This is a genomic window from Streptosporangium sp. NPDC023963 (genome assembly GCF_040639135.1).
In the GTDB taxonomy this organism is placed as follows: Bacteria; Actinomycetota; Actinomycetes; order Streptosporangiales; family Streptosporangiaceae; genus Streptosporangium.
Genome location: NZ_JBEZZK010000003.1, coordinates 126,450 through 152,655, shown reverse-complemented (window position 1 = coordinate 152,655; position 26,206 = coordinate 126,450). Strand labels below are relative to the sequence as shown.

General features: G+C 72.6%; 21 protein-coding genes and 1 riboswitch. Of the genes, 9 read left to right on the top strand and 12 right to left on the bottom strand.

Annotation, left to right across the window (positions count from 1 at the left end; all coding sequences use genetic code 11):
• Positions 1–29: 29 nt before the first annotated feature.
• Positions 30–1,712: a nitrite/sulfite reductase gene (locus AB0F88_RS11955; RefSeq protein WP_362681067.1), complete on the bottom strand. Its 1,683-nt coding sequence runs from the start codon at positions 1,710–1,712 to the stop codon at positions 30–32.
• Between the two features lie 454 nt (positions 1,713–2,166).
• The gene (locus tag AB0F88_RS11950; RefSeq protein WP_362681064.1) at positions 2,167–2,292 is read right to left on the bottom strand and encodes a hypothetical protein; all 126 of its coding nucleotides are present in this window, start codon (positions 2,290–2,292) and stop codon (positions 2,167–2,169) included.
• 92 nt (positions 2,293–2,384) lie between these two features.
• Here AB0F88_RS11950 and AB0F88_RS11945 point away from each other — a divergent pair, with 92 nt between their 5' ends.
• The 5 genes from AB0F88_RS11945 (at position 2,385) to rsgA (ending at position 7,520) form a co-directional block, all read left to right on the top strand.
• Complete coding sequence (locus AB0F88_RS11945) at positions 2,385–3,182, top strand: TIGR03084 family metal-binding protein (protein WP_362681061.1); 798 nt, start codon at positions 2,385–2,387, stop codon at positions 3,180–3,182.
• A 76-nt stretch (positions 3,183–3,258) separates the two neighbouring features.
• A complete protein-coding gene (locus AB0F88_RS11940) occupies positions 3,259–3,435 on the top strand; it encodes a YccF domain-containing protein (RefSeq protein WP_362681058.1) in 177 nt (58 codons plus the stop codon).
• Between the two features lie 102 nt (positions 3,436–3,537).
• Positions 3,538–4,566, top strand: coding sequence for a YihY/virulence factor BrkB family protein (locus tag AB0F88_RS11935; RefSeq protein WP_362681055.1), 1,029 nt, complete (start codon positions 3,538–3,540; stop codon positions 4,564–4,566).
• A riboswitch (ZMP/ZTP riboswitch) is annotated at positions 4,559–4,642 on the top strand. Its footprint overlaps the gene before it by 8 nt.
• Positions 4,643–4,674: 32 nt before the next feature.
• Positions 4,675–5,931: a serine hydroxymethyltransferase gene (glyA, locus tag AB0F88_RS11930; RefSeq protein ID WP_362681052.1), complete on the top strand. Its 1,257-nt coding sequence runs from the start codon at positions 4,675–4,677 to the stop codon at positions 5,929–5,931.
• Positions 5,932–6,401: 470 nt separating this feature from the next.
• A complete protein-coding gene (gene rsgA, locus AB0F88_RS11925) occupies positions 6,402–7,520 on the top strand; it encodes a ribosome small subunit-dependent GTPase A (protein WP_362681049.1) in 1,119 nt (372 codons plus the stop codon).
• Positions 7,521–7,651: 131 nt separating this feature from the next.
• On the opposite strand, the gene AB0F88_RS11920 is transcribed toward rsgA, so the two are convergent.
• From AB0F88_RS11920 to AB0F88_RS11905, 4 genes are all read right to left on the bottom strand, one after another.
• Complete coding sequence (locus AB0F88_RS11920; RefSeq protein WP_012893126.1) at positions 7,652–7,966, bottom strand: WhiB family transcriptional regulator; 315 nt, start codon at positions 7,964–7,966, stop codon at positions 7,652–7,654.
• 104 nt (positions 7,967–8,070) lie between these two features.
• Positions 8,071–9,000 carry a sucrase ferredoxin gene (locus AB0F88_RS11915; RefSeq protein ID WP_362681046.1) on the bottom strand — a complete coding sequence of 310 codons (930 nt, stop codon included), beginning with the start codon at positions 8,998–9,000 and terminating at the stop codon, positions 8,071–8,073.
• Positions 9,001–9,149: 149 nt separating this feature from the next.
• Positions 9,150–10,700: an FAD-dependent oxidoreductase gene (locus AB0F88_RS11910; RefSeq protein WP_362681043.1), complete on the bottom strand. Its 1,551-nt coding sequence runs from the start codon at positions 10,698–10,700 to the stop codon at positions 9,150–9,152.
• Positions 10,697–11,272 carry a TetR/AcrR family transcriptional regulator gene (locus AB0F88_RS11905; protein WP_362681040.1) on the bottom strand — a complete coding sequence of 192 codons (576 nt, stop codon included), beginning with the start codon at positions 11,270–11,272 and terminating at the stop codon, positions 10,697–10,699. The genes AB0F88_RS11910 and AB0F88_RS11905 overlap by 4 nt, the downstream gene beginning before the upstream one ends.
• A 46-nt stretch (positions 11,273–11,318) precedes the next feature.
• Here AB0F88_RS11905 and AB0F88_RS11900 point away from each other — a divergent pair, with 46 nt between their 5' ends.
• Entirely contained in the window at positions 11,319–12,893 is a 1,575-nt protein-coding gene (locus AB0F88_RS11900) for an FAD-binding oxidoreductase (protein WP_362682466.1), read from the top strand.
• Positions 12,894–13,128: 235 nt separating this feature from the next.
• Here the strand turns inward: AB0F88_RS11900 and AB0F88_RS11895 are convergent, their stop codons facing one another.
• Positions 13,129–13,539 carry a thioesterase family protein gene (locus tag AB0F88_RS11895; RefSeq protein ID WP_362681037.1) on the bottom strand — a complete coding sequence of 137 codons (411 nt, stop codon included), beginning with the start codon at positions 13,537–13,539 and terminating at the stop codon, positions 13,129–13,131.
• A 121-nt stretch (positions 13,540–13,660) separates the two neighbouring features.
• Between AB0F88_RS11895 and AB0F88_RS11890 the strand changes: the two genes are divergently transcribed.
• Both AB0F88_RS11890 and AB0F88_RS11885 read left to right on the top strand, forming a co-directional pair.
• Positions 13,661–15,172, top strand: coding sequence for a metallophosphoesterase (locus tag AB0F88_RS11890; RefSeq protein ID WP_362681034.1), 1,512 nt, complete (start codon positions 13,661–13,663; stop codon positions 15,170–15,172).
• 35 nt (positions 15,173–15,207) lie between these two features.
• Positions 15,208–16,812 (top strand): bifunctional 3'-5' exonuclease/DNA polymerase, encoded by a 1,605-nt coding sequence (locus AB0F88_RS11885; RefSeq protein WP_362681031.1) that lies wholly within the window; start codon positions 15,208–15,210, stop codon positions 16,810–16,812.
• A gap of 63 nt (positions 16,813–16,875) precedes the next feature.
• On the opposite strand, the gene AB0F88_RS11880 is transcribed toward AB0F88_RS11885, so the two are convergent.
• From AB0F88_RS11880 to AB0F88_RS11860, 5 genes are all read right to left on the bottom strand, one after another.
• Positions 16,876–18,201 (bottom strand): MFS transporter, encoded by a 1,326-nt coding sequence (locus tag AB0F88_RS11880; RefSeq protein WP_362681028.1) that lies wholly within the window; start codon positions 18,199–18,201, stop codon positions 16,876–16,878.
• Positions 18,202–18,276: 75 nt separating this feature from the next.
• Positions 18,277–20,385, bottom strand: a complete 2,109-nt coding sequence (locus AB0F88_RS11875; protein ID WP_362681025.1) for a serine/threonine-protein kinase — start codon at positions 20,383–20,385, stop codon at positions 18,277–18,279.
• A gap of 220 nt (positions 20,386–20,605) precedes the next feature.
• Positions 20,606–22,012: a DUF1116 domain-containing protein gene (locus AB0F88_RS11870; protein ID WP_362681022.1), complete on the bottom strand. Its 1,407-nt coding sequence runs from the start codon at positions 22,010–22,012 to the stop codon at positions 20,606–20,608.
• Positions 22,013–22,052: 40 nt separating this feature from the next.
• Positions 22,053–23,519: an FdrA family protein gene (locus tag AB0F88_RS11865; RefSeq protein ID WP_362681019.1), complete on the bottom strand. Its 1,467-nt coding sequence runs from the start codon at positions 23,517–23,519 to the stop codon at positions 22,053–22,055.
• Positions 23,506–24,399: a DUF2877 domain-containing protein gene (locus tag AB0F88_RS11860; protein WP_362681016.1), complete on the bottom strand. Its 894-nt coding sequence runs from the start codon at positions 24,397–24,399 to the stop codon at positions 23,506–23,508. Before AB0F88_RS11860 ends, AB0F88_RS11865 begins: the two co-directional genes overlap by 14 nt.
• A gap of 189 nt (positions 24,400–24,588) precedes the next feature.
• Here AB0F88_RS11860 and AB0F88_RS11855 point away from each other — a divergent pair, with 189 nt between their 5' ends.
• Positions 24,589–26,169, top strand: coding sequence for a PucR family transcriptional regulator ligand-binding domain-containing protein (locus tag AB0F88_RS11855; protein ID WP_362681013.1), 1,581 nt, complete (start codon positions 24,589–24,591; stop codon positions 26,167–26,169).
• The last annotated feature ends 37 nt before the right edge of the window (positions 26,170–26,206 follow it).

Below are 26,206 nucleotides of genomic sequence, written 5' to 3'. Positions count from 1 at the left end.
CGTTTTCGGCAGGAGGGCGTACCGGCCGCTCACTTCAGGTCCGCCTCGTCGGCGCGCTGCACCCAGTCGGAGAAGGTCTCCTCCTCGTCCTTCTGCTTCTCGAAGTTGCGGAGCACGCGCTCCACGTAGTCGGGAAGCTCCTCGGAGGTGGCCTTCAGGCCGCGGACCTTGCGGCCGAAGCCGGGGTTGACGCCCAGCGAGCCGCCGAGGTGGATCTGGAAGCCTTCGACCTGCTCGCCCTTGTCGTTGACGACGAGCTGGCCCTTGAGACCGATGTCGGCGACCTGGATGCGGGCGCAGGAGTTGGGGCAGCCGTTGACGTTGATGGTCAGCGGGTTCTTGAAGTCGGGCAGCCGCTGCTCCAGCTCGTCGATCAGGTTGGCCGCGGTGACCTTGGTCTCGACGATGGCCAGCTTGCAGAACTCGATCCCGGTGCACGCCATGGTCTGGCGGCGGAAGGTGGAGGGGTTGACCCGCAGGTCGCCCGCCTCCAGCTCGGCGACGAGGCTGTCGACCCTGTCGGGCGCCACGTCGAGGATGACCATCTTCTGCTCGACCGTGGTGTGCACCCGGTCGGAGCCGTGCCGCTCGGCGATGTCGGCGATCAGGTGCAGCTTGTCGCCGTCGAGGCGGCCGACCTTCGGGGCGAAGCCGACGTAGAAGTTGCCGTCCTTCTGCGGGAAGACGCCCACGTGGTCCCTGCGGCCGCCGCGGGGCTGCTCGGGCGCCGGGCCGTCGGGCAGGGTGTATCCCAGGTATTCCTTCTCGAGGATGTCGCGGAACTTCTCGACACCCCAGTCGTTGACCAGGAACTTGATCCGGGCCCGGTGGCGCAGCCGGCGGTAGCCGTAGTCGCGGAAGATGCCGATCACGCCGCCGTAGGCGGGGGCGACCTGCTCCGGGGTGAGGAAGACGCCGAGCCGCTTGCCCAGCATCGGGTTGGTGGACAGGCCGCCGCCCACCCACAGGTCGAAGCCGCGCTCGCCGCTCTCGTTCACGACGCCCACGAACGCCACGTCGTTGATCTCGTGCACGGTGCAGTGCGCCGGGCACCCGCTCACCGCGGACTTGAACTTGCGCGGCAGGTTGGAGAAGGCCGGGTCGCCGATGTAGGTGTCGTGGATCTCCTGGACCAGCGCGGAACCGTCGATGACCTCGTCGATGTCGATCCCGGCCAGCGGGCAGCCCAGGATCACCCGCGGGGTGTCGCCGCAGGCCTCGGTGGTGGACAGGCCCACCGACTCCAGGCGCTCCCAGATGTCGGGGACGGCCTCGATCTCGATCCAGTGCAGCTGGATGTTCTGCCGGTCGGTGACGTCGGCGGTGCCGCGGCCGTAGAGGTTGGAGATGTCGGCGATGACGCGCAGCTGGGCCAGGTTGAGCCGGCCGCCGTCGATCCTGACGCGGAGCATGAAGTAGCGGTCGTCGAGCTCCTCCGGCTCCAGGATCGCGGTCTTGCCGCCGTCGATCCCGGGCTTGCGCTGGGTGTAGAGGCCGAACCAGCGCATCCGGCCGCGCAGGTCGGCGGGGTCGATGGAGTCGAAGCCGCGCTTGGAGTAGACGTCGATGATCCGCTGACGGACGTTGAGGCCGTCGTCGTTTTTCTTGTTCTCCTCGTTCTTGTTCAGTGGCTCGCGGTAGCCGAGAGCCCACTGACCTTCGCCGCGCGGGCGCTTGTGATGTCGATTCGCCGACCGGGCTGGGGTCGTCATGTGCGCGTCCTTTTGTGGCTCGATGGAATGATTTCCGGACGCGCACCGGCGGCACCTCCCGCCTCATCGTCGAGTGCGGGGGTTGATTACTCAGAAGAGGACGCCTGTTACGCGGCCGAGCTGGATGAAATCAGCAGGGGGCGACGGTTAACGGACGTCACAACAGATGGCACTGTGGACACGCAGAAGGTCGACGTGGCGTCGCACGACGAGCAACGGGTCCGCTGGCATGTATACGACGATACCCCGGGCATCGTGGATGTCCAATGTCTGGTCCAATATCTGGACGTGAACGTGGACATCCGGCCGCGGACGTGCGGATCCGGACCCACACCGGAGTACGTCCGGACCCACGCCGGAGTACGGGGGCCGGGAGCGTTCGGAGCGCGGAGGTGCCGGACGCTCGGCGGGCCGGGTCCAGGGCCGGGTCCGGGGCCGGGTCCGGGGCCGGGGGTCATCCCTGGCGCGGCCAGTCCAGCGCCGACTCCCTGGGCTGGGGGGCGGGCTGGTGCTGGCAGTCGCACCACGAGCCTCCCCGGCACTTCTCGTGCCGCCGCTCCTTGCAGTCTTCGCAGATCACGTGCAGTCCTCGCAGCTCATAGGCCCATTCTGCGCTGTTCCTTCTAGAATATTACTCGGTTATCCTTGTCTGGTCCGCGACAGGGAGGCGTCATGGGGTTGATGGACGAGCTGCTGGCCGATCTGCGCGCCGAGACGGCCGAGTTCGACACCATGATCGGAGGACTCGCCCCCGACGAGTGGGAACTGCCCACCCCGGCCGAGGGCTGGGCGGTCCGGGACCAGGTCGGCCATCTCGCCTGGTTCGACGACGCGGCCTGCCTCTCCGCCGTCGATCCCGGGGCGTTCCGCGCCGCCCTGCCCGCGTTCCTCGCCCGCGGGGACTCCGCGGTGGACGAGCTCGCCGCCGTCTCGCGCGAGCTGACCGCCGCCCGGCTCCACGAGTGGTTCCGCGAGGCGAGGGCCCGCTGCCTGGAGGCCTTCGCCAGGCTGGACGCCGGTGCCAGGCTGCCCTGGTACGGGCCGGAGATGTCGGCCGCGTCCTTCGTCACCGCGCGCCTGATGGAGACCTGGGCCCACGGGCAGGATGTGGCGGACGCGCTCGGTGTCGAGCGCGTGCCGACCGCCCGGCTCAGGCACGTGGCGACGCTCGGGGTGCGCGCCATGCCGTACGGCTTCGCGGTGCGCGGCCTGGAGCCGCCGTCGAGCCCGGTGCGGGTGGAGCTGACCATGCCCGACGGGTCGCAGTGGGAGGCCGGGCCCCCGGGCGCCGCCGACGTGGTCCGCGGTCCCGCGCTCGACTTCTGCCTCCTGGTGGTCCAGCGCCGTCACCTCGCCGACACGTCCCTGCTGGTGCGCGGTGAGACCGCCCGGACGTGGACCGCGATCGCCCAGGCCTTCGCCGGACCGCCGGGCAAGGGGCGGGCCCCACTCGGGCCTGGGCCTGGGTGAGGGCCTGGGCCTGGGCCTGAGTGAGGACCTGACCTGGTTTCAGGGTCTGGATGAGGGCCTGGATCTGGCTGGCGATATGAGGGCCTGGACCTGGCTGGCGATCGGGCATCTGCTGACCTCGATCCCGCTCCTCCTGTCGACCATCGGCATCCCGCTGGGCCTGGCCAACCTCAAGCTGATCCCGATCTCCCTGCTGCCGCTGGGCGCGCGCATCGTCGACGCCGGCGACGCCGGGGCGTTCCACCGCGGGTAGGTCGGGTAGGTTTCGCCACCGGCGGTGCGGGCAGGGGCGCGAGATTGGATCGTTGCCCGCCCGACTCGTGATCAAGCGCGGCTAGGAATACCGTTGTGTGGCATGACGTCCACTGATGCCCCGGCCCATCGGCCCGGGCCCGAGCGGCGCCCTCCGCGCGGGCCCGGGGTTCGCTGGCGCGCCGGTATCGCGTGGATCCGCGGCACGGACGTCTGGGCCAGGTTGCGGGCGCTGCGCGCGTGGATCCGCGGCACCGACGTGTGGACCCTGATCGTCGCGACCACGAACGCGGGCATCACCTATCGCGTCACCGGCCTGGCGGGCGAGGCGGCCTTCTTCGCGCTGCTGTCGCTGCCGCCGTTCATGCTCGGCCTGATCGGCGTGCTCGGCCAGCTGACCCGGGTCTTCGGCCCCGAGACGGTCAAGAACGTCAGCGTCTGGATCGACCAGCAGGCCCACCTGCTGTTCACCGACAGCGCCGTGGACACCGTCGTCACCCCCCTTCTCCAGGACGTGCTGAAGCCCGAGAACCAGGTCTCGCTGATCTCCCTGGGCTTCCTGCTCGCGCTCTGGTCGGGCTCGCGGGCGCTGTTCGTCTACGTCGACCTGATCTCGGTCGCCTACGGCCTCGGCGAGGAGCGCGGCATCATCCGCACCCGCCTGATGTCCTTCGGGTTCTACCTCGCGGGCCTGCTGATCGGGCTGGTGGTCATGCCCGTGCTCGTCCTCGGCCCGGCCGCGCTGCGCGGGGCCCTGCCGGCCGACTACACCGTGCTGGTCGACATCCTCTACTGGCCGGTGGTGATCATCGGCTCGGTGATCTTCCTTACCCTGCTCTACCACGTGAGCGTGCCCGTACGCACGCGCTGGTGGCGCGAGCTGCCCGGGGCGTTGCTCGCGCTCGTCATCTGGATCGTCTGCGCGGCCGTGCTGCGCGCGGTCCTCGCCGCCTGGTTCTCGCCGGTCTCCATCTACGGCTCGCTCGCCGCCCCCATCGCCGTGCTGCTCTGGCTCTACATCACCGCGCTGGCCGTGCTCATCGGCGCCACGCTCAACGCCGAGGTCGACCGGCTCTGGCCTGTCGAGGGCGCAGGTCGCGCCGGGCGCGGAGCCCAGTCCGCTATCGTCTAAGCGCGACTGGCGCATAAGGTGGGAGAGACCACCGGGGAGCGAAAAAGCGAGGAGGCCGAGCGCCTGGGTCTTCGCGCGATGTCGACGATGACAGGGGAGTGAAGGCGCATGAGCGCTCTTTCCAGCGTGGATCCGCAGATCGCCGAGCTCATCAGGGCCGAGGAGCGGCGGCAGTCCGACACCGTCAAGCTGATCGCCTCGGAGAACTACGTCTCCAAGGCCGTCCTCGAGGCCACGGGCACCGTCCTGACCAACAAATACTCCGAGGGCTACGCCGGCAAGCGTTACTACGAGGGCCAGCAGGTCATCGACCAGGTCGAGACCCTGGCCATCGACAGGGCCAAGGCCCTGTTCGGCGTGAACCACGCGAACGTACAGCCCTACTCGGGCTCGCCCGCCAACCTCGCCATCTACCTGGCCTTCCTGAAGCCGGGCGAGACCGTGATGGGCATGGGCCTGCCGTTCGGCGGCCACCTGACCCACGGCTGGTCGGTCTCGGCCACCGGCAAGTGGTTCAACCCGGTCCGCTACGGCGTGCGGCAGGACACCGGCCGTGTGGACATGGACGAGGTGCGCGAGATCGCCCTCCGCGAGCGTCCCAAGCTGATCTTCTGCGGTGGCACCGCGGTCCCGCGCACGATCGACTTCCCGGCCTTCGCCGAGATCGCCCGCGAGGTCGGGGCCGTGCTCGCCGCCGACATCGCGCACATCGCGGGCCTGGTGGCCGGTGGCGCCCACCCGTCGCCGGTCGGCCACGCGGACGTCATCTCCACCACCACCCACAAGACCCTGCGCGGTCCCCGGGGCGCCATGCTCATGGCCACCTCCGACGAGCACGCCACCGCCCTCAACAAGGCCGTCTTCCCCGGCCTGCAGGGCGGGCCGCACAACCACACCACCGCGGCCATCGCGGTGGCGCTCAAGGAGGCGTCGACCGACGACTTCAAGGACTACGCCCGCCAGGTCGTCCTGAACGCGCAGGCGCTGGCCGAGGAGCTTCTGGGCCGGGGCTTCGACCTGGTCTCCGGCGGCACCGACAACCACCTCATCCTGTTCGACCTCACCCCCAAGGGCATCGGCGGCAAGCCCGCCGCCCAGGCCCTGGACAAGGCCGGGCTGGAGACCAACTACAACAGCGTGCCCTTCGACACGCGCAAGCCGTTCGACCCCTCGGGCATCCGCATCGGCACCGCGGGCGTGACCAGCCGGGGCATGGGCGTCGCGGAGATGCGGCAGATCGGCGCCTGGATCGACCAGGTCGTCACCGCGCTGGCCAAGGACGAGGAAGAGGCCAAGCACGTGATCACCCGCGTTCACGGCGAGGTCAGGGAGCTCACCTCCCACTTCCCGGCCCCCGGCCTGTGACCGTGCCCACGGTGTCCGGACCGCCGTTCGGATGACCTTCGCGGTTCGCGAGGTCTCCGGGGCGCCGTGACGCGCCGATCGACCACGTCGGGCAGGACGAGACGCCCGGCCGGGACTCCCCGGCCGGGCGTTCTCGCGTCGCCGGGCGCCGTGGCGGCCAGAGGGCCCGGCTCGGGGACGGAACCCGCCACGCGGCACCGGGGGCGGGGCGCGCCGCGCGCCGGCGGCGTCCGGGCCGGCCGGGATCTCCGGGCTCCGGCCGCGGGAGGCGCGCCAAATGTGTTTGCGCCACAGGGGCGGTACTGCGCTAAAGTTCTCCCGAAGACGCCGTCCGGGAGACGCACGGCAACGAGGCGACAGGAGGTGGGGACCATGCGGGTTGTTCTGGTGAGCCTGCCGTCCGTCAACCTCCGGGTGCCCGCCTAGCCGATTCGCGACAGGGCACCCGGCCTTCCACAAGGGTGCTTACGTTGTCTTCGTCAATCGTCTCTTCTTCATCCGTTCTCACCGCGCTCGGCTGGAACGACTCCTTCGCCGCCGAGCTTCCCGAGGGCCTGATCCCCGCCCGGGTGTCCCGCGTCGATCGCGGTGCCGCCGAGGTGCTGACGGCCTCCGGTCATCTCCGGGCCAACTACGGCGCCAGGGTGCGGCGCGACGCCGCCGCCGACCCCGTGGCTCTTCCCTGCGTCGGGGACTGGGCCGGGCTCCGCCGCCTGGCCGAGGGCCGCTTCGAGCTGGAGGCGCTGCTGCCCCGGCGCACCGCGTTCGTGCGCGGCGGCGTCGCCAGGGTCTCCAGGGGAGGGCTCTCCGGAGACTCCCAGGGCCAGGTGCTCGCCGCCAACGTCGACGTCGTCTTCGTCGCCGAACCCGCCCTGCACGCCACCGACACCGCCGACCTGGGCAGGATCGAGCGGCTGCTCGCGCTCGCCTGGGAGAGCGGGGGCCGTCCCGTGGTGCTCGTCACCAAGTCCGACCTGATCGGCGAGGGCCTCGACTTCCTGATGGACGAGGTCGCCTCGGCGGCGCCGGGGGTGGACGTGCACCCGATCTGCTCCGTCACGGGCGAGGGCGTCGACATCGTCCGCGGATACCTGGAGGGCACGCGCACCGCGGTGGTGCTCGGCGCCTCGGGGGCGGGCAAGTCGACGCTCGTCAACGCCCTGGCGGGGGATGGGGTCATGGAGACCCAGCAGGTCAGGGCCGGTGACGGCCGGGGCCGTCACACCACCGTGCACCGCGAGCTCATCCCGCTGGCGGGGGGCGGGCTGATCATCGACACCCCGGGCATCCGCCGCGTCGGCCTGTACGACATGGGCGAGGGCGTGGACATGGTCTTCTCGGACCTGGAGGAGCTCGCCGAGCGGTGCCGGTTCGGCGACTGCCGCCACGACAGCGAGCCGGGCTGCGCCGTGATCGCCGCGATCGAGGACGGCACGCTTGCCGAGCGGCGGCTGGAAAGCTGGAACAAGCTTCAGCGGGAGGCCGCGTGGATGGCGTCCAGGAGCGACGCGCGGCTCCGCAAGGAGCTGCAGGGAAAGTGGAAGAGCATCACCAAGGAGATGCGGAAGGCGGGCCGTAACAGGCCCTGACACGCGGGGGAAGCCCGCCGTGCGGTCGCCCGTCCCGGGGGCCGCACGCGCGGGGCCCGACACGACAACGTGTGATCTCGCAGGGGGTGCGCGAGATCACACGTGCGGGGGAAGCCGGGTGGAGGTACTGCTCAGGCGACGGCACTGATGCCGGCGCTGGCGGCGCGGCGCATGCGACGGCGACGCTCGGAGGCGCGCTCGTCCTCGTTCAGACCGCCCCAGGTGCCGTACTTCTCCGGACGGGAAAGCGCGTAGTCCAGGCACTCTGCGCGAACGGGGCACTGGGCGCAGATGGCCTTGGCCTTACGCTCACGGATGTCACGCTCGGGCTGGCGCTCGCCGTCGGGGCCGAAGAAGAGCACGAGGTCCTCGCCCCGGCACGCGGCGTCATCCTGCCAGCCCCAGCTGGGCCGAGGCCGGGCGGTCTGCCGACGTACCTGAGACATGAGAAAACCACCTTATAGTGAGAGGTATTTCTGGTTAATGCCGCATTGGACGCTTGTGACGTCCCTGGGTCCAACGCCTGGATTGGCCGTGATGTTCCCTCAGGTCAGGTCAGAGCGGACGTGGCGTACCGCACAGGGGTGAGCCTGTCCAGCGTGACCAGCCGGTAGGTAGTGATCGTATCGGCGCAAGCCGTACCGCATGGCGTTGTCAGCGTCATGGGTTCAACCACTACCCGAAAACGAGCGCCACTACCGCGCACAAATGCCTCGGTGACGGCGCCGTCCAACCTGGAGGATTCCACGGCCACTCCGCCAACCGAGAGATCACCCGTATGAATGCGGATGAAATGCTCAGCGGCCTGCAGTGGCTCAGGGATGCCTGCGCGTCCCCGGAAACGGTCGAGGATGACCTCGCCGGACCGGTACGCGTCGGCTGCCGCGATCGCAGCAGCCTGAGACATGCTGCCGTAGTAAAGCCCGTGTGGCAAGCACACGAGGTTGGCGGCGTATCGATCGCCGCCAACATGTGATGTTTCCCATACTGTGTCCGGCAATGTTTCTGCCAAGGACCGAGCTAGGGGTAGTCCAATGCGGGCGCAGCACGCGTTGCGCTTGGCATGCGTGCAGACCAGAAAAACCGGCTCACTCACAAGTATGCAGGACTCCGGGACCACTCCGGCCACCACGCTGTCAAGGTTAAGATCGTCCGGACCTGCGATGACGCCTTCGGCGATCCATGGCGCGGCGGAGCCGGAGTCGGCGACCATGACGTGGATGCCGGTTTCCTCGAGGTTCCTGCGTCCGGGACGACGGATCAGCTGGGGCCGGATGCCGAGCCGTGTGGCGCGTTTGATAAGGATGTGAACGTCCTCGGGGAGGCTGCAGTCCTCCAGGTGGGAGGCCCAGGGGCCGGGGTGCTCGATGAGCAGCCAGAAACGGGCTCCGACGGTCGCGCTGGCGTAGACCGGCAGTTCGCCGGTGTGACAGCCCGGTGGGTGCGTGCACCCCTTGACCGTCGTATCCGCCCTGCTCACGACACTCCCCGTACTCACACTCTCTCCTCGCTCTGACTTAGGTAAGACTAACCTAACAGCATGATCGAGGAGGCGAGGAGTAAAATGATCACAGGGATGTAAAGGCGCCGGTGGACGGGCGCGGGTGTCAGGCGGGTGTCGGGCGGTTCTCAGTAGGCCAGCGCGGCGTGTGCCAGGGGGAGGGCCGCGGTGCGGTCCTGCGGGACGAGGCCGATCCTGGTCCGCCGGTCGAGGAGGTCGTCCACGTCCAGGGCGCCCTCGTGCCTGACCGCCCAGACGAGCTCGGCCCCGGTGACCCCCGTCGGCCCGGGTTCGGCCAGCCAGGGGTCCTCCGCCATCAGGGCCCGTACGGAGCCCGCCTCGCTCCCGTACCGCTCCAGCAGCCGGTCGGCCTCCCGGCCCCTCTCGCCGTCCGCGCCCTTCCCGCCGTTCCCGCCGTCCGCGCCCTCGGGGCCGGCCGCAGGGACGGCCCCGACGAGGGGCAGCTCCGTCGTGCGGCTGCGTCCCGCGTCGAGCCGCCCCAGCGACACGGCCCGGTCGACCGCGTCCTCGGCCATCCGCCGGTACGTGGTCAGCTTGCCGCCCACGATCGTCACCATCCCGTCCGGCGTGGTCAGCAGCGCGTGCCTCCTGGACAGGTCGGCGGTGCGGCCGTCGGCGGCGAGCAGGGGCCGCAGCCCCGCGTAGGTTCCGGCGACGTCCTCGCGCCGGACCGGCTCCTCCAGCACGGAGTTCAGGACGGCCAGCAGGAAGGTCACGTCCTCCTCCGGCACCGGGGGGACGTCCGGGACGGGGCCGTCCACCGGCTCGTCGGTGAGGCCGACGTGGACCCGTCCGTCGGGCTGGGGGAGGACCAGGGCGAAGCGATTGCTCTCCCCGGGAATCGGCACGTGCAGTCCCGCGGCCAGGCCCGGCAGCGTCTCGGGCCGCAGCACCAGGTGGGTGCCGCGCGAGGGGCGCAGCCGGATGCCCGGGTGCAGCCCGGCGGCCCAGACGCCGGTGGCGTTGACCACCGTCCTGGCCCGGATCGTGAAGGTGTCCCCGCCGAGCTCGTCGCGGACCAGCGCGCCCTCGCCGGACAGTTCCAGCGCCCGGCAGCGCGTCAGTATCCTCGCCCCCTGGGCGGCGGCCGTCCTGGCCACGGCGACCACCAGGCGGGCGTCGTCGGCCAGCCGCCCGTCCCACGACAGCAGGGCGCCGCGCAGCCCTCGCGAGGCCAGCGGCGAGGCGAGGGCGAGGGCCTGCGCGGCGGAGATCCGCGAGGGGCCGGGCAGGAGGTGGCGCGGCGTGCGCGCGGCGATGCGCAACCCCTCGCCGGCGCGGTACCCGGTCATCACCAGCGCCGCGTGGCGGCGGGAGACCTCGGGGACCAGCGGCAGCAGGTAGGGGTGGGCCCTGACCAGGTGCGGCGCGGTGCGCCCGAGCAGGTGGCCGCGCTCCACCGCGCTCTCGTACGCCACCCCGACCTGCCCCTTGGCCAGGTAGCGGAGCCCGCCGTGGATCATCTTGGAACTCCACCGGGAGGTCCCGAAGGCCATGTCGTGGGCGTCGATCGCGGCCACGGAAAGGCCTCGGGAGGCCGCGTCGAGCGCGGCCCCGGCGCCGGTGGCGCCCAGACCCACCACCAGCACGTCCACCACGAGGTCGCGCACCTCGGCCAGCTCGCGTTCGCGGCGGGCGGCGTTGAGAGAGGAGTTCACGGTCGCAGGTACCTTTCCAGGAGCGTGGTGAGCTCGGAGTCCAGGTCGTCCAGGTCGTCCAGGCCGACAGGGCCGAGCATGGTCGGGCCGGAGATCAGGAACGACTGAGCGGTCAGCAGCACGGCCCTGGACAGCCTCGCCGGGTCACCGGGGCGCACGGTGCCCCCCTGCTGGCCCCGGACGATCGCGGCCTCGACGAGCGCCAGCATGGCCTCGTGGCTGGCGCCCCTGCGGTCCAGCAGGTAGGGCAGGAGCAGCTCCGGGTCGACCTCGACGATCTTTCGCCAGAGCGGGTGGCCGCGCAGCGCCCGTACCACCGCCACCGACGAGGCGACCGGGTCCTCGGTCGCGAACCGGTCCGCGACGCGCACCCATTCGCGGGTCATCAGGTCGGCGACGAGGGTGCGCACGTCGGGCCAGCGGCGGTAGATCGTCATGCGGGAGAGTCCGGCCCTGCGCGCCACGTCGGTGAGCGTGGTGCGCCGCACCCCCACGGCGAGGACCGTCTCCCGGGCGGCGTCCAGAACCTGGTCGGTGCGCTCCGAGTCCGCGTTGTGACGAATAGACGTCATGTGTCACAGTGTAAGGGTGGAAAACCCGACGAGCGCCGCAGATCCCATGCTCTGGTCCGGCTGGGGCGATCCCGGCAAGGCCGCGGACCTGCCGGAACCGGTCAGAAAACTGCTCCAGGACGTGCTGGGCGTGCGCCCGCGGCGGGACCGGGCCGCCGAGCTCGGCGAGGTGCGGCTGCCCGCCGTGACCCTCCCCCCGCCCGTCCTGGCGGAGCTGCGCGGCGTCGTCGGCGCCGGCCACGTGCGCTCCGACGACGAGGCGCGCGTCCGGCACACCCGGGGCAAGTCCACCCCCGACCTGATGCGCATGCGCGCCGGAGACGGCTCCGACGCGCCCGACGCCGTGGTGCTGCCCGGTTCCCACCGCGAGGTGCTGGAGGTGCTGACGATCTGCGCCGCGCACCGGGTCGCGGTGGTCCCGTTCGGCGGCGGAACGTCCGTGGTCGGCGGCCTGGTCGCGAACCGGCGGGGCTTCGCCGGTGTCGTCGCGCTGGACCTGGCCAGGCTGGACCGGCTGATCGCCGTCGACGCGGAGTCGATGGTCGCCGAGATGGAGCCGGGGCTGCGGGCACCGGAGGCCGAGCGGCTTCTGGCCGGGCACGGATTCACCCTAGGTCACTTCCCGCAGTCGTTCGAGTACGCCACGCTGGGGGGCTTCGCCGCGGCCCGCTCCAGCGGCCAGGCCTCGGCCGGGTACGGGCGCTTCGACGACATGGTGGTCGGCATGACCGTGGCCACCCCGCGCGGCACCCTGGAACTCGGCCGGGCGCCCAAGTCGGCGGCCGGGCCCGACCTGCGCCAGGTGATCCTCGGTTCCGAGGGCGCCTTCGGCGTGATCACCTCCCTGCGGCTCCGCGTCCGGCGCGCGCCCGCCGAGCGGGTCTACGAGGGGTGGCGGTTCGCGTCGTTCGCGGAGGGAACGGCCGCGCTGCGGCACCTGGTCCAGGAGGGTGCCGTGCCCACCGTGCTGCGCCTGTCCGACGAGACCGAGACGATGGTCGGCCTGGCCCGCCCCGGCGAGATCGGCGCCCCGCCGACCGGCGCGGGCTGCCTGGCGATCGCCGGGTACGAGGGCTTCTCCGAGGTGCCCGCGCTGCGGGAGCGGGTCGCCGCCGTGCTGTCCGGCCTCGGCGGCGTCCCCCTCGGCACGGGGCCGGGGGAGTCGTGGGCCCACGGGCGCTACTCCGCGCCCTACCTGCGCGACTCGCTGCTCGCCGCCGGGGCGACCGTCGAGACGCTGGAGACGGCCGGGTTCTGGTCCAACCTGCCCCGCCTCTACGACGCCGTACGGCTCTCGCTGCACGCCTCGCTCGGCTCGCCCCTGGTGATGTGCCACATCTCCCACGTGTACGGCACCGGCGCCTCCCTGTACTTCACGGTCGTCACGGCGCAGGACGACGACCCCGTCGGGCAGTGGGAGGCGGCCAAGCGGTCGGTCAACGAGGCGATCGTCGCCGCCGGGGGCACCGTCTCGCACCACCACGGCGTCGGCCGCGACCACCGGGAGGCCTACGCGACCGAGATCGGCGACCTGGGCGTGGAGATCCTGCGCGGGATCAAGGACCGGCTCGACCCCGAGGGCGTCCTCAACCCCGGCGTCCTCGTCCCTCCGGGGAGATGACGGGTGCGGGAAGGCCCGGCAGGGAGATTGCGGGGGGAGCCTGACCGGGCTCGGCAGGGGAGGCCGGGGCGAGGAGCTCGGGCAGGCCCGGCAGGGGGAGTCCGGCCGGGCTCGGCCGGGGCGCTCGACCGGGCTCGACCGGGCTCGACCTGGCTCGGCCGCGGGGAGGCTCGGCCGGGGCGCTCGGCCGCGCCCGGCTGCGGGAACTCGGCCTGCGGAGGCCGGCCTGCGGAGGTCAACCGGCGACCACGAGCTTCTCCATGGCCTCGCGGAGCGGCCCGGGGATCCCGGCCGGCCTGCGTGTCTCCCGGTCGACGAACACGTGGACGAAGTGGCCCTCCGCCACGACCGTCTCGCCGTCCTCGCGGAACAGCCCCAGCTCGTACCGGACGCTGGAGCGGCCCAGACGGCCGACCCGCAGCCCGACCCTGACGGCCTCGGGGAAGGACACCGAGGCCCGGTAGACGCAGTGCGACTCGACGCACAGGCCGATGGCGTCGCCGCCGTGGATGTCCAGGCCCGCGGTCCTGATCAGCCAGGTGTTGATCACCGTGTCCATCATCGAGTAGTGGACGGCGTTGTTGACGTGGCCGTAGACGTCGTTGTCCTTCCACCTGGTCGGAACCGTCTCCCAGTAGGCGTACACGGTAGAACCATATTCCAGAGGGTGGCCGCTCGGGCTGGGGACGTACGTCGGCGGCTTCCGGCTCGGCCGCCTTTCCCGAGAGGACGTGCGGCCTTTTAAGATCATTGCCAAGATATGGGGCATGGTTGACATAGGACAGGCGGCGGAGCGCGGGCGTGAGGCCTCCTCCCGGGTGTCGAAGGAGGGCGCGGGCTGGTCCTGCGCCCAGACGGGCACCTTCAAGGACCTGCTGCCCAGCAAGGAGACCTTCTCCTGGCTGAACCCGCGCACCATCTGGCGGTCGCGGAACGAGGTCCTCGCGATCCTGTTCGGAGACCCCTCGGGGCAGGTGCGGGCGCGCTGGGTGGGCTCCCAGCGGGACCGGGGCGTCGACCCCTCCTTCCGCATCCCGATGGACGTCGGCCCCGAGTTCTCCTTCCTGGTCCTCGGCGACACGGGGGAGGGCGACGCCTCGCAGTACGCCGTGGTGCCGGGCATGCTCAAGATCGGCGCGGACACCGCCTTCGCGGTCGTCGCCAGTGACGTGATCTACCCCACCGGCTCGGGCAACGAGTACGAGGACAAGTTCTTCCGCCCGTACCAGGACTACCGGGCGCCGATCTACGCGATCCCCGGCAACCACGACTGGTACGACGGGCTCGGCGGCTTCATGCGCGTCTTCTGCGACGCCCCGGCGCTGGCGGCCGAGAACGAGGGGTTCAAGCTGTCGCCCTCGGGGCTGCGCGGCCTGCTCTGGCGCAAGCCCGAGAAGATCGACGAGACCCGGCTGGCCAAGGCGCGCGAGTGGCGGGCGCGGCCCGAGCAGCGGGTCGTGCAGCCCGCCCCCTACTGGGCGATGGAGACCCCGGGGCTGCTCATCGTCGGCGTGGACACCGGGATCCGCGGCGACATCGACAGGGAGCAGGCCGAATGGCTGCGCGCGGTCTCCCGCGACCCCCGGCCCAAGGTGCTGATCACCGGGAAGCCCATCTACACCCGCAACGACCACAAGCCGTCGAAGCTGGCCGGCGGCGGCACCATCGACGACATCGTCACCGATCCCGCGAACAACTACGTTGCGGCGATCGGCGGCGACGTGCACAACTACCAGCGCTTCCCGATCAAGGTCGGCGACCGGACCGTCCAGTATCTCGTGGCGGGCGGCTCCGGGGCCTTCATGCACGCCACCCACACCATCCCGAGGGTCACCGTCGGCGGCCTGGACGAGGACGACTACCGCTGTTACCCGCTGCGCGGAGACTCGCTGTCGTTCTACAGCAGGCTCTACAGCGACCGGCTGCGCATGCGCTGGCTCTATCTCACGCCCGACGAGAGCGCGGCGCTGATGTCCCGCCGGATCGGCAACACCCCGGTGCGAGACGACACCCCGGCCGTGCCGATCACCCGGCGGATGAGGTGGGCGGCCCGGATCCTCGGCGGCTGGCCGATGCCGCTGCGGCTGCCCGTGGGCAGGACCTTCCACCGCTACCTGTCGGAGCTGTCCGACTGGGACACCCCGCCGTTCTTCAAGAGCTTCCTGCACATCTCGGTGACCCCCGAGGTCCTGACGATCCGCTGCTTCGCCGCCACCGGCTGCCTGCAGCAGGAGATCGAACCCCCGATCGAGGACGAGATCGCCATACCGCTCGTCTGATCGAGAATGTCGTGGCGGCATGGCAGTGTTGGGGCATGCACGTGTCGGTCGCGGCGGCTCCCGGGGGTGGGGGCGTGCTGCGTGTGGACGGCGAGCCCGCCGGGGCCGTCGCCGATCTGGCCTCGGCCGCCCGCGAGCTGGAGGCCCGGAGCCCGCGCTGGGTCTGGGCCGACACGCGGGAGGTCTACCCCGCGCTGCTCGCGGCGGGGGTGCGGCTGGCGCGCTGTCACGACATGGTGCTCACCGAGGGGCTGCTCCTGGCCCACGAGGGGCGGTTCGGCGAGCCGCGGTCCGTCCCCGCCGCCTATGCCCGGCTGCACGGCCTTCCCGTGCCCGACGACCACCACGGGCCCGCGGGGGGGCAGGCGCGGCAGGCCACCCTCTTCGAGGAGGAGGCGCCCCCGCCGGACGCGAACCTGATCGCCGAGGTGTACGCCGACCAGCTGCGCCGCATCGAGGCCACCGCCGATCCGCGGCGGTTCCGGCTGCTGGTCGCCGCCGAGTCGGCCGGTGCGCTGATCGCCGCGGAGATGGCCCAGGAGGGCATGCCCTGGCGGGAGGACGTGCACGACGAGCTGCTGACCGGCCTGCTCGGCCCGCGCCCGGTGCACGGCATGCGGCCGGTCAAGCTCCAGGCCCTGGCCGACCAGGTGGCCGCCGCCTTCGGCACATCGTTCAACCCCGACTCCCCGCAGCAGATCGTGAGGGCCTTCAAGGCGGCGGGCGTGCCGGTCGCCTCCACCCGGGCCCACGACATCAAGCAGGTCGAGCACCCGGGCGTCGCGCCGCTGCTCGCCTACAAGGAGATGGCCAGGTTCTACAGCTTCCACGGCTGGGCCTGGGCCGACCAGTGGGTGCGCGACCACCGCTTCCGTCCCGAATACGTGGTGGGCGGCGTGGTGACGGGCCGCTGGGCCACCAACGGCGGCGGGGCCCTGCAGATCCACAAGCTGATGCGCAAGGTCGTCGTGGCCGACGAGGGCTGGACGCTCGTCGTCGCCGACGCGGCCCAGCTGGAGCCGCGGGTGCTGGCCGCCATGGCGGGGGACGGCGGCCTGGCCAGGGCCGCCGGGCAGGCCGACCTCTACCAGGCGCTGGCGAAGGCGTTCGGCGGCGAGCGCGACAACGCCAAGCTCGCCATGCTGTCGGCGATGTACGGCGGCACCAGCGGTGACGCGTCCAAGCTGCTGGCCGTGATGCGCCGGCGCTTCCCCCTTGCCCACCGGTTCGTGGAGGACGCCGCCCGGGCGGGGGAGGAGGGCAAGGTGGTCCGCTCCTGGCTGGGCCGCACCTCGCCCCCGCCCTCCGCGGGCTGGCGGGAGCTGGTCTCCGGTCCCGAGGGAGGCCGCGCGGCCCGCGACCGCGGCCGGTTCACCCGCAACTTCGTCGTCCAGGCGACCGCGGCCGAGTGGGCGCTCGCGCTGATGGCCGTGCTGCGCGGCCTGCTGCCCGACCCGGCCAGGCTGGTGTTCTTCCAGCACGACGAGGTGATGGTGCACTGCCCGGCCGAGCAGGCCGGCGAGGTCGTCGCGGCGGTCGGCAAGGCCGCGGAGGAGGCGACCCGGCTGCTGTTCGGATCGACCCCGGTGCGCTTCCCCATGCAGGCCGTCCCGGTCAGGTGCTACGCCGACGCCAAATGACGCCCGGCGACCCCGACACCGATCGCGCTCCGGCCCCGCTCCCGCTCGCGCTCCGGCCATGGCTCAGGCGCGGGCCAGGGCCAGCCAGGCGCCGGTGACCGCCACCATGACCGCGACGGCCGCGCCGAGCACGCCGTACGACAGGCTGCCGACGATCACCCCGGCGATCACGGTGCCGGTCGCGCCGCAGACGTTCATCAGCAGGTCCGAGAGGCCCTGCACGGGGGTGCGGTGTTCCAGCGGCACGGCTTCGCTGAGCATCGCCGAGCCGGAGATCAGCCCGCACGACCAGCCGAGGCCGAGCAGGACCAGGCCGGCGGTCACCCGCGTGACGTCGTGCGCCCCGGCCCCGCCCGCGAGGACGGAGGCGGCCAGCAGCAGGCCCATCCCCAGCACCAGCACCGGTGTCCTGCCGGCCCGGTCGGCGAGCCAGCCGACCACGGGCGACAGCACGTACATCCCCGCGATGTGCAGGCTGATCACGATCCCGATGACCGTGTACGTCGAGCCGCCGTGGTCGAGGTGGACCGGCGTCATGGACATGACCGAGACCATCGCGGTGTGGCTGACCGCGATCGCGACCAGGGCGCGGCCCGCCACGGGCGTCCCGCGCAGCACCCGCCAGGCGGTACGGAACGTGCCCGCGCCCTTTCCCGGGGAGCCGGGGGCCTTCGGGGCCGGGCCGGACGCGGGGACGCCGGAACCGGGGGACGCGTCCGGGGCCGGGAGTGTGGCGCGGGCCAGGAGCAGCGGATCGGGACGCAGGGCGATCATGATGATGCCGAGGGCGAGGGCGAAGCCCAGCAGGGCGAGGGCGAACGGGCCGCTGCCCGCCGGCAGCCCGAGTCCGGCGCTGAACCGTTCGGCCGGTCCCGCGAGGTTCGGCCCGGTGACCGATCCGACGGTGGTGGCCCACACCACCAGCGACAGGTGCCGGGCCGAGTGCCCCGGCGGGGACAGGTCGGTCGCGGCGTAGCGCGAGGCCAGGCCGCCCGCGCTGGCCGCGCCGAACAGCACCAGCCCGGCCAGCAGCAGCGGCCACGATCCCAGGCCGACGGCGAGCAGCGAGACCAGGCAGCCGAGCAGGGCGCACCCGTAGGCCAGGGCGAGCCCGGCCCGCCGCCCGCCCCTGCCGGACGATCTCGCGGTGGGCAGCGCCAGCAGCGCGGCGCCCAGCACGGTCGCGGTCCCGGCCAGCCCGCTGAGCGCGGTGGAGCCGGACAGCTCCTCCACGGTCACCGAGCTGAAGGTGAGCCCTACGGCGACCCCGATCCCGCCGCTGATCTGGGCGGCGGACAGGACGGTGAGCGTCCGCCGCTGCACGGCGGCGATCCGCTCCGCGTCCGGGGGGCCGCCGGGGTTCGCGGTGTTCGTGGGGTTCGCGGTCACGAGCGAAGTCTGCCATCGCTCATGACCGCACCACGAGGCCATTTCGCCGACGGGGTAAGGAGACGACCGGCGGGATCAGTCGACCGGTGCGAAGGTGGCGAAGAACGTCTGGAGGATCTCCGAGTTCTTCTCCCAGTCCAGATCCTGGACCCTGAACGTGATCTGGTAGGCGGTCAGGCCGTTGACGGCGATGTAGCGCGTCAGCCCGTGCATCGGGACGCCGTTGGACTGGACGTAGGTGTACTCCCAGTCCGCGGCCTTCCACGTGCGGTAGTTCACCGCCGTCACGCCGACCTCGGTGTATTCGTCCAGGCCCTTCTTGCTCGCCCTGCTCAGCGCCAGCACCGGCTCCGCGACCGGCACCTTGGCGACGACGATGTTCTGCCCGCCGCCCTTCGGCCCGGAGAGGGTGGCCGTTCCGCCGGCGCCCTCCTTCACCGTCCAGTCCTCGGGCACCGCGCCGGAGACACCGGCGGCGTCCACCCGTTTGAAGCCCTCGGGGACCTCGCTCGGCCCGGTGGGGGCCTGCGACTCGGCCGCCGAGGAGATCGCCGTGGACGGGGTCGCGGGGGCCGCGGGATCGGAGTTCCCGCCGGGCAGGAAGACGAGCAGCCCGGCGACCACGATGGCCAGCACGCCGCCCCCGCCGAACATCAGCAGGCGGACGTCGGGACCGCCGCCCTCGTTTCCCTGCGCGCGGCGCGCGCTCCCGCGCGCCCCGTTCCGGCTGGGAGAGGTCAGGGTCTGCGAGTCCCGTACGGCGGCGCGGGAGGAGGCCTCCGGCGAGGAGGGGACGGGCCAGAGCGCCGCCTCCCGGGCCCGGGACGCCTCGCTCTGCCCGCCGCGCCGCGGTGCGGCCGGTGGCGCGGACGGCGCGGCGACGGGCAGGTCGCCGGAGAAGCTGGTCAGCGGGTCGAACGGGTTGCCGTCGGGCCCGGTCGCCGGGATGCGCAGCGCGTCGTAGCCGCGCTGGTGGCCGCCGGTCAGGCCGGTGGCCGCGTCGGCCGGCGGCCCGCCCGGCCGGGGGAACCCGCCGGAGGCGGAGGCGGGGAAGGACAGCAGGTCCGCGCGCTGGGATCCCGACGGGCCGGAGAGCGCGTCGTAGGGGAGCGGGTGGCCGCCGGAGGAGTCGTTGCCCGAGCCGTACGGCACGCGGATCGGGCCGGAGGGCGTCTCGATGATCCGGGAGGGCATCGGTCCCGACGGCATGTCCAGCGGGGGCATCAGGTGGATCGGCATGGAGTCGCCGGGGACCGGCATCGACGAGGGCGCCGGGGTGGGCGCGCGGTTCGGGGTGCTGGAGCCGTGGCTGCGCAGCACCCGGTCGAGCAGGTCGGACACCTGCGAGGCGCTCATCCGGTCGGCGGGGTTCTTGCGGAGCAGGCCCTCGATGACGGTGATCAGGGCGCCGGCCCGCTGGGGGCGGCTGGGCTCCTGGGTGAGGATCGCGCCGAGCACGGCCACCGCGTCCGGCCCCTCGTAGGGAGGCCGCCCCTCGACCGCCGCGTACAGGGTGGCGCCGAAGGACCACAGGTCGGAGGACTGCGTGACCGGCTGGCCCGAGAGCCGCTCCGGCGGGATGTAGGCGGGCGAGCCCATCAGCAGGCCGGTCTGGGTGATCGCGACGTCGCCCTCTATGGCGGCGATGCCGAAGTCGGTGAGGACCACCCGGTCGGAGGTGAGCAGCACGTTGCCCGGCTTGACGTCGCGGTGCATGATCCCGGCGGCGTGGGCGTGGCGGAGCGCGTCGAGCACCCGCACGCCGATCTCGGCGGCCTGGACCACCGGCAGCGGCCCGCTCTGCCGCACGGCCTGCTCCAGCGACCAGGCGCGGACCAGCTCCATCACGATCCAGGGGCGGCCGTCCTCCTCGACGACGTCGTGGACGGTGACGATGCCGGGGTGGCTGAGCCGGGCCGCCGAGCGGGCCTCGCGCAGCATCCGCCGGTGGGCCCCCTGGGTGCCCGCGTGGTCGAGCCCGTAGGGGAGGATCAGCTCCTTGACCGCGACGTCCCGGTCGAGCAGGACGTCGTGCGCGTGCCACACCATGCCCATGCCGCCACGGCCCACCGGGGACACCAGGCGGTAGCGCCTGCCCACGAGCCTGCCCTGGCCCTCCGGTGTTCCGGCGGAATCGCCGCCCTCAGGCCCCTGGGGGTTTCTCCCGAGCAAGCGATCGGTCATCGTTCCCCGTTCCCCATAACCAGCGCTTTTGTGAGGTGGACACGATAGCGAGATGGCATTTGGTTATGGAAGTTTGCATGCTGAGAAAGCACGTGACGGTATTTGTCAGGATCGGTGTTCTCCGGATCACCGAGCCCGCGCCCGCGCTCTGACGTCGCCGAATGCTACCGGCGGATGGCGGAATTGTCAGCTTTACCCAATCTTAATAGACAAAAGATCACTAAGACGTCGTATGTTCATGATCGACCGCCTCGGCCAGCGCGGCCAGGGCCGAGGTGAAGGCCGAGGCGGGCGGGCTGACCAGGCCCGCGCCGACCTGTCCGGTCCCCGCGACCCGTCCGGCGATGCCGGTGTTCACGGTGGGCAGCAGGCCCGTCCTGGCCACCAGCGTGACGTCGACGCCGACCGGCGTGCCCCGGAAGTCCAGCCCCGGGATCTGGTACGCGGGGTGCTCGGCCAGGGTGATCTCGTACATGGACCGGGTGGCCGCCATCGCGTCCGACACGTCGCCGCCGACGAACCGCACGATCGCCGGGGCCGCGGCCATCGCGAAGCCGCCCAGCCCGGCCGTCTCGGTGATCGTCGAGTCGCCGATGTCGGGGTTGGCGTCGTCCGGGCCGTACGCGCCCAGGTAGAGACCGTCCGGCACGCCCGCGGGGCCGGTGAACCACCGGTCGCCCAGCCCGGAGACCTGGACCCCGAAGTCCGTGCCGTTGCGGGCCATGGCGACGACCATCGTGGAGCCGGGGACGTCCCGCGCGGCGTCCGTGCTGACCTTGCACGCGGCCATGCCCGCGTTGAGGAAGAAGTGGTCGTTGCCGTTGACGAAGCGCAGGACCTCGGCGGCGTGGCCGGGAGCGGCCTCCACCACGCCGGGGGCGAGCTCGCGCACCAGCAGCGAGGTGGCGGCGCGGTTGCGGTTGTGCAGCTCGTCGCCCATCTGCAGGGCCTGCGCGGCCAGCGACCTGAGGTCGAGCGGCCCGCTCCGCTCCAGGGTGGCCTGGAGCACCGGGCCGAGCACCTCGCCCATCCAGCGCAGCCGCTCCAGCACCTCGGGGCCGTACGCGCCGTACCGCAGGACCTTGCCCAGGCCCTCGTTGAGCGAGCAGTAGGCGGTGCCGCCGTGCTCGGCGTCGTGGACCTCGAACATCCACATCGACGGGGTGACCACGCCCGCCATCGGCCCGACGGTCCGGTGGTGGTGGCAGGAGTCGAGCCGGGCCCGCCCGGCGGCCAGCAGCTCCTCGGCCTCCCCGGGGTCGGCGGCCAGCCCCTCCAGCAGCATCGCCCCGATGAGCGCGCCCCGCATCGGGCCCGAGGCCCGTTCCCACTCGATCGGCGGTCCCGCGTGCAGGAACGTCCCCTTCGGCAGGTCGAGCACCTCGTGCGCGGGCCGCACCCCGACGAGCTGTGGCCGCGCCGAGACCAGGCGGCCCACGGCCGTCTCGTTGGCGCGGACCCTGCGCGGGTCGGCCAGCACCCTGGCCAGGTCCGCCTCGGTGCCGGGCATCGGCGGGCGCCAGTCCACCCGGACCTGCGGGACGGCCTGCGCGTCCAGCGCCTCGCCGAGCACGTCGGCCCCCACCGTGATCACTTCCGGCTCGCCGGAAAGCATGGACAGCGTCATCGAAATCTCCTTGAACCTGAAACCCGTTCCGGGCGAACGGTCAACGAGTGTTCGCGGCGATCCCCGCGCTCGCTCGCGCGGCGTGCCCGGCGGCCCCGGCGTTGGACGTGAACACCGCGGCCCCCGCCGCGTTCAGGGCCCCGGCCTGCGTGGCCAGCCCCTGCGGGTCGCCCTCGGAGCCGACCAGCGCGACCACCGCCGTGACGCCTCTCGCGACGGCCTCGGCGATCGCGGGCGCGAGCCTGGCGGCGGGGTCGGGATCGGCGCCGTGGCCGAGCACCACGTCGAGCAGGACGACGTCGCCGGGCGGCACCTCGGCCAGGGCCTCCAGACGGAGCGTCGGGTCGATCATCGGGTGGGCCCTGCCGACCGTGTAGGCGTCGTCGCCGAAGTCGGTGAACTCGCCGTGCCCGGCGACCAGCCGCGCCTCCACGCACAGCGTCCCGCCCGAGTAGATCCCCCGCAGGTTCCCCCCGGCCCCCGCGTCACCCGTCCCGGGGAGCCCGGGCTTCCCGGGAAGCCCGGAGGCCGCGGAGGCCGCATGGGCCGCGCCGCCCGTCCCGGGGACGGGCCAGGAGGGCCAGGTGGGGACCGGGACGCCGAGGGCGCGCAGGGCGGCCTCGGTCGCCGAGGTCAGGTCGTCCTGGCCGGTACCGAGCAGGGCGGTCACGACCGGCGTGCCGAGTTTCGCCACCGCCTCCTCGACGGCCCGCGCGACCTCGGGGGCCGGAGGTTTGGAGATCAGGACGATCAGCTCGGTGGCCGGGTCGGCGTCGAGGGCCTCCAAGGCGCGCAGGGTGGACAGCCCGCCCACGTCCGCGGACAGGTCGCGACCGCCCACGCCCAGCACGTGCGACACCCCCACCCCCGCCAGGTCGAGCAGGCAGCTCACCTGCTGCGCACCGGTCCCCGAGGCGGCCACCAGCCCGACCGGGCCCGGCCGCAGGACGTTCGCGAAACCGAGACCCGCCCCGCCGACCACCGCGGTGCCGCAGTCGGGACCCATGACCAGCACGCCGCGCTCGGCGGCGCGCCTCTTGAGCAGCACCTCCTGCTCGACCGGCACGTTGTCACTGAAGATCATCACGGACAGGCCCGCCTCGACCGCGTCCAGCGCCTCGGCGAACGCGTGCGGGCCCGGCACCGAGACCAGGGCCAGGGTGGCGGCGCGCTCGCGGGCCGCGGCGCGGACGGTCCGCGGCGGGCGCTCGGCGCCGCCGCCGCCCGCGGACGGGGCCGACAGCGCGGCGAGCAGCCCGTCGAGTTCCGCGGACGCGGCCTCCAGGGCGTCCGCCTCGCCGCGCAGTGCGATCAGCAGGTCGCCGGGATCCGCCCGGGGAAGGCCGAAACCCAGGTCGGCGGCGATCCCGAGGTTGAGCTCGGTGGCCATCGCCACCACCGCGACCTCCACGCCGGGCAGCGCGGCCGCCGCGCGGCTGACCCGCATCAGGCTCACGGAGTCGTGGTAGACCCCCGTACGCGTCCGGACCACATCAGTACTCGCCATCGCCCCCGCCTTCCAGATCGATCACCGCCGAGAGCCCGATCCGCAGCCCCCACGCCAGGTCCGCCCCGGAGGTGTGGCCCAGCCGCAGGAGGCGGTGCAGCGCCGGCTCCAGGGACTGCCGTCCCGCCATGCCCCGCAGCACGGCCAGCACCTCGCCGCTGGCCTCGCCCCGGGCGGCGCAGTGCAGCAGCGCCGCCGAGATGGGGGTGGTCCTGCCGCGCACGTCGAAGGTGACCGCCGCGGCCAGCCAGCCGGCCAGCCAGACGGCCCGGCCCGCCCCCGCAGCCCCGCCCAGGTGGCGCAGCGCGACCAGCAGTCCCGCGAGCACGTCGTCACCGCTCGGTGTGAGCCCGGGACCCAGGCCGACCAGCTGCTCGGCGGCCACCACGCTCTTCAGCAGCGAGCCCTCGGCGCATCCCTGGGCCAGCAGGCCGGCCGCGCCGTTGCCCTCCAGCCCGGGACGCCTCGGCGACCGCTCGCACAGCTCCGCCATCGCGGGCAGCGAGCGGGCCAGCCGCGCGGCGTCCACGGCGCCGAGCGGCGGGGCCGGGTCCCACCAGCGGTGGGCCCGCAGGCTGAGCCGCCCGACGTCGATCGAGCCGTCGCCGACGGAGGCCTCGTCGCCCACCGCGACCTTCGGCATCGGGCCGGTGACCACCATGGCGTTGGGCAGGCGGGTGGCCTCCCCGGTCACCACCGCGATGACCTGCGGTTCCAGCTCGGTGCGTACCTCAAGGTAGACGCCGGAGGGGAAGGCCGCCAGCACCCGCGCCGGGCGGCGGGGCGCCTCCAGCATCCGGCGCAGGGTCGTGCTGGCCGCGCCGGTCCCGTGCGTCCGTACGTGTACGCCCTGCGCTCTCGGGCGCGTCTTGATGCTCATGAGCGCTCCTCGGCCGGCCCCGTGGGTGTGAAGGTGGTCTCTCCAGCGGTTCGCTCGCTCACGGACTCCCCCATCCATTGAGCCGACGGTAGAACGGGCGCGGACACAGGCCGTACGGAGAAAGATGCCAACAGTCTGCCCAAAGGTTGGCTCTTCCTGACAGACGGGTCCATCAGTCACAATCACCTCATGGAACCCCCCGTGCGCCCGGCGAGCACCGGAACGATCATCCATGGCGTCGCCGTCGGCGAGGTCCTCGGTGTCTCGACACTGGCGGGGGCCCGGCTGATCGCGGGGGAGCGGGGCCTGGACCGCGTCGTGCAGCGCCTCAACGTGATGGAGGTGCCCGACGTCCTGGCCTGGGTCAAGCCGCACGAGCTGCTGCTCACCACCGGATACCCGCTGCGCAACACCCCCCAGTCGCTCGGCAGGCTGGTGGCCGACCTCGACGAGCGCGGCCTGGCCGCGCTCGCCATCAAGCTCGGCCGCTATCTCGACGAGCTGCCCGAGGAGATGGTGGAGCAGGCCGACCGGCTGGGCTTCCCGCTCATCCAGCTTCCCGACGACGTCGGTTTCGACGACATCCTCAACCAGGTCCTGACCGACATCCTCAACCGCCAGGCCGCCGTGCTGGCCAGGGCCGAGGAGGCGCACCGGGCGCTGGTCCAGGTCGTGCTCGCCGGGGGCGGGCTGCGCGAGGTGACGGCCGAGGTCGCCGGGCTGCTGGGCGTGGGGGTGGCCGTGCTGGACGGGACGGGCCACGTGCTGGCCGCGGCCGGGCCCGTCGAGCACGTGGCCACGCTGCGCGAGGCCCCCGGGGCCGCCGGAACCTCCGAGGGGCGCCACACCTCGGTGCCGGTCGTGGCGGGTGGCCACCACCACGGCAGGATCGTCGCCTGCGGCCCGGTCGGGTCCATCGGCGACGGCGACGTCGGCATTCTGGAACGTGCCGCCACGGTCGCCGCGCTGGTGGTGACCCGGCAGGAGGCGGTCAACGCCGTCGAGAGCAAGTACCGCGCCGACTTCCTGCGCGACGTGCTCACCGGCAGGGCCGGGGGCTCCGAACGGGTCGCCTCCCGGGCCAGGGCCTTCGGCTGGGACCTGCAGCGCCCGGTCACCGTGCTGGTCGCCGAGCTCGACCCCGAGGGCGACGAGCGGGCCGCCCAGGACCGCCTGGTCACCTGCTGGACCGGTGCGATGCGCCGCCACGACGTGCGCGGCGCGGTGGCCGGGTTCTCCCACGAGGTCGTCACCGTCGTGGACGCGTCCGTCGACGCGGGCCGCCTGGCCAAGGACGCGGCGGCGGCCTTCGCCGAGTCCCTGCCCGCCACCTTCTCCACCGGCGCCAGCCGCACCGCCGTCGGGGCCGAGGCGCTGCCCGAGGCGTACGGCCAGGCGCTGAAGGCCGCGCGGGTGGGCCGCCAGCTCCACGGCAACGGCGCGGTCGCGCACTTCGACCAGCTCGGCGTCTACCGGCTGCTCTCCCTGGTCAACGACACCGCCGAGCTGCACGCCTTCGTCCGCGAGACCCTCGGGCCGCTCGCCTCGGACGACGACGCGGAGAACGCCGACCTGCGCCGTACGCTGCAGGTGCTGCTGGAGACCAACCTCAACGTGGCCGAGACGGCGCGCAGGCTGCACTTCCACTACAACACGCTGCGCTACCGGATCGGCAAGCTGGAGCGCATGCTCGGCGGCTTCACCGAGGACGCCCACCTGCGCCTGAACCTCACCCTCGCCCTGCACGTCCTGCGGATGCGCGGGATCTGAGGGCGGGATCCGGCGCCGGCCCGAAGCGGTGGCGGCG

Excerpts from the sequence above, each read along its gene's own strand:
- AB0F88_RS11900 (WP_362682466.1), top strand. The coding sequence starts at position 11,319 with ATGCTCTGGTCCGGCTGGGGCGATCCCGGCAAGGCCGCGGACCTGCCG.
- AB0F88_RS11935 (WP_362681055.1), top strand. The coding sequence starts at position 3,538 with ATGACGTCCACTGATGCCCCGGCCCATCGGCCCGGGCCCGAGCGGCGC.
- AB0F88_RS11870 (WP_362681022.1), bottom strand. The coding sequence starts at position 22,012 with ATGACGCTGTCCATGCTTTCCGGCGAGCCGGAAGTGATCACGGTGGGG.
- AB0F88_RS11875 (WP_362681025.1), bottom strand. The coding sequence starts at position 20,385 with ATGACCGATCGCTTGCTCGGGAGAAACCCCCAGGGGCCTGAGGGCGGC.
- AB0F88_RS11945 (WP_362681061.1), top strand. The coding sequence starts at position 2,385 with ATGGGGTTGATGGACGAGCTGCTGGCCGATCTGCGCGCCGAGACGGCC.
- AB0F88_RS11890 (WP_362681034.1), top strand. The coding sequence starts at position 13,661 with ATGGTTGACATAGGACAGGCGGCGGAGCGCGGGCGTGAGGCCTCCTCC.
- AB0F88_RS11905 (WP_362681040.1), bottom strand. The coding sequence starts at position 11,272 with ATGACGTCTATTCGTCACAACGCGGACTCGGAGCGCACCGACCAGGTT.
- AB0F88_RS11885 (WP_362681031.1), top strand. The coding sequence starts at position 15,208 with ATGCACGTGTCGGTCGCGGCGGCTCCCGGGGGTGGGGGCGTGCTGCGT.
- AB0F88_RS11865 (WP_362681019.1), bottom strand. The coding sequence starts at position 23,519 with ATGGCGAGTACTGATGTGGTCCGGACGCGTACGGGGGTCTACCACGAC.
- AB0F88_RS11855 (WP_362681013.1), top strand. The coding sequence starts at position 24,589 with ATGGAACCCCCCGTGCGCCCGGCGAGCACCGGAACGATCATCCATGGC.
- AB0F88_RS11920 (WP_012893126.1), bottom strand. The coding sequence starts at position 7,966 with ATGTCTCAGGTACGTCGGCAGACCGCCCGGCCTCGGCCCAGCTGGGGC.
- AB0F88_RS11955 (WP_362681067.1), bottom strand. The coding sequence starts at position 1,712 with ATGACGACCCCAGCCCGGTCGGCGAATCGACATCACAAGCGCCCGCGC.
- glyA (WP_362681052.1), top strand. The coding sequence starts at position 4,675 with ATGAGCGCTCTTTCCAGCGTGGATCCGCAGATCGCCGAGCTCATCAGG.
- AB0F88_RS11860 (WP_362681016.1), bottom strand. The coding sequence starts at position 24,399 with ATGAGCATCAAGACGCGCCCGAGAGCGCAGGGCGTACACGTACGGACG.
- AB0F88_RS11940 (WP_362681058.1), top strand. The coding sequence starts at position 3,259 with ATGAGGGCCTGGACCTGGCTGGCGATCGGGCATCTGCTGACCTCGATC.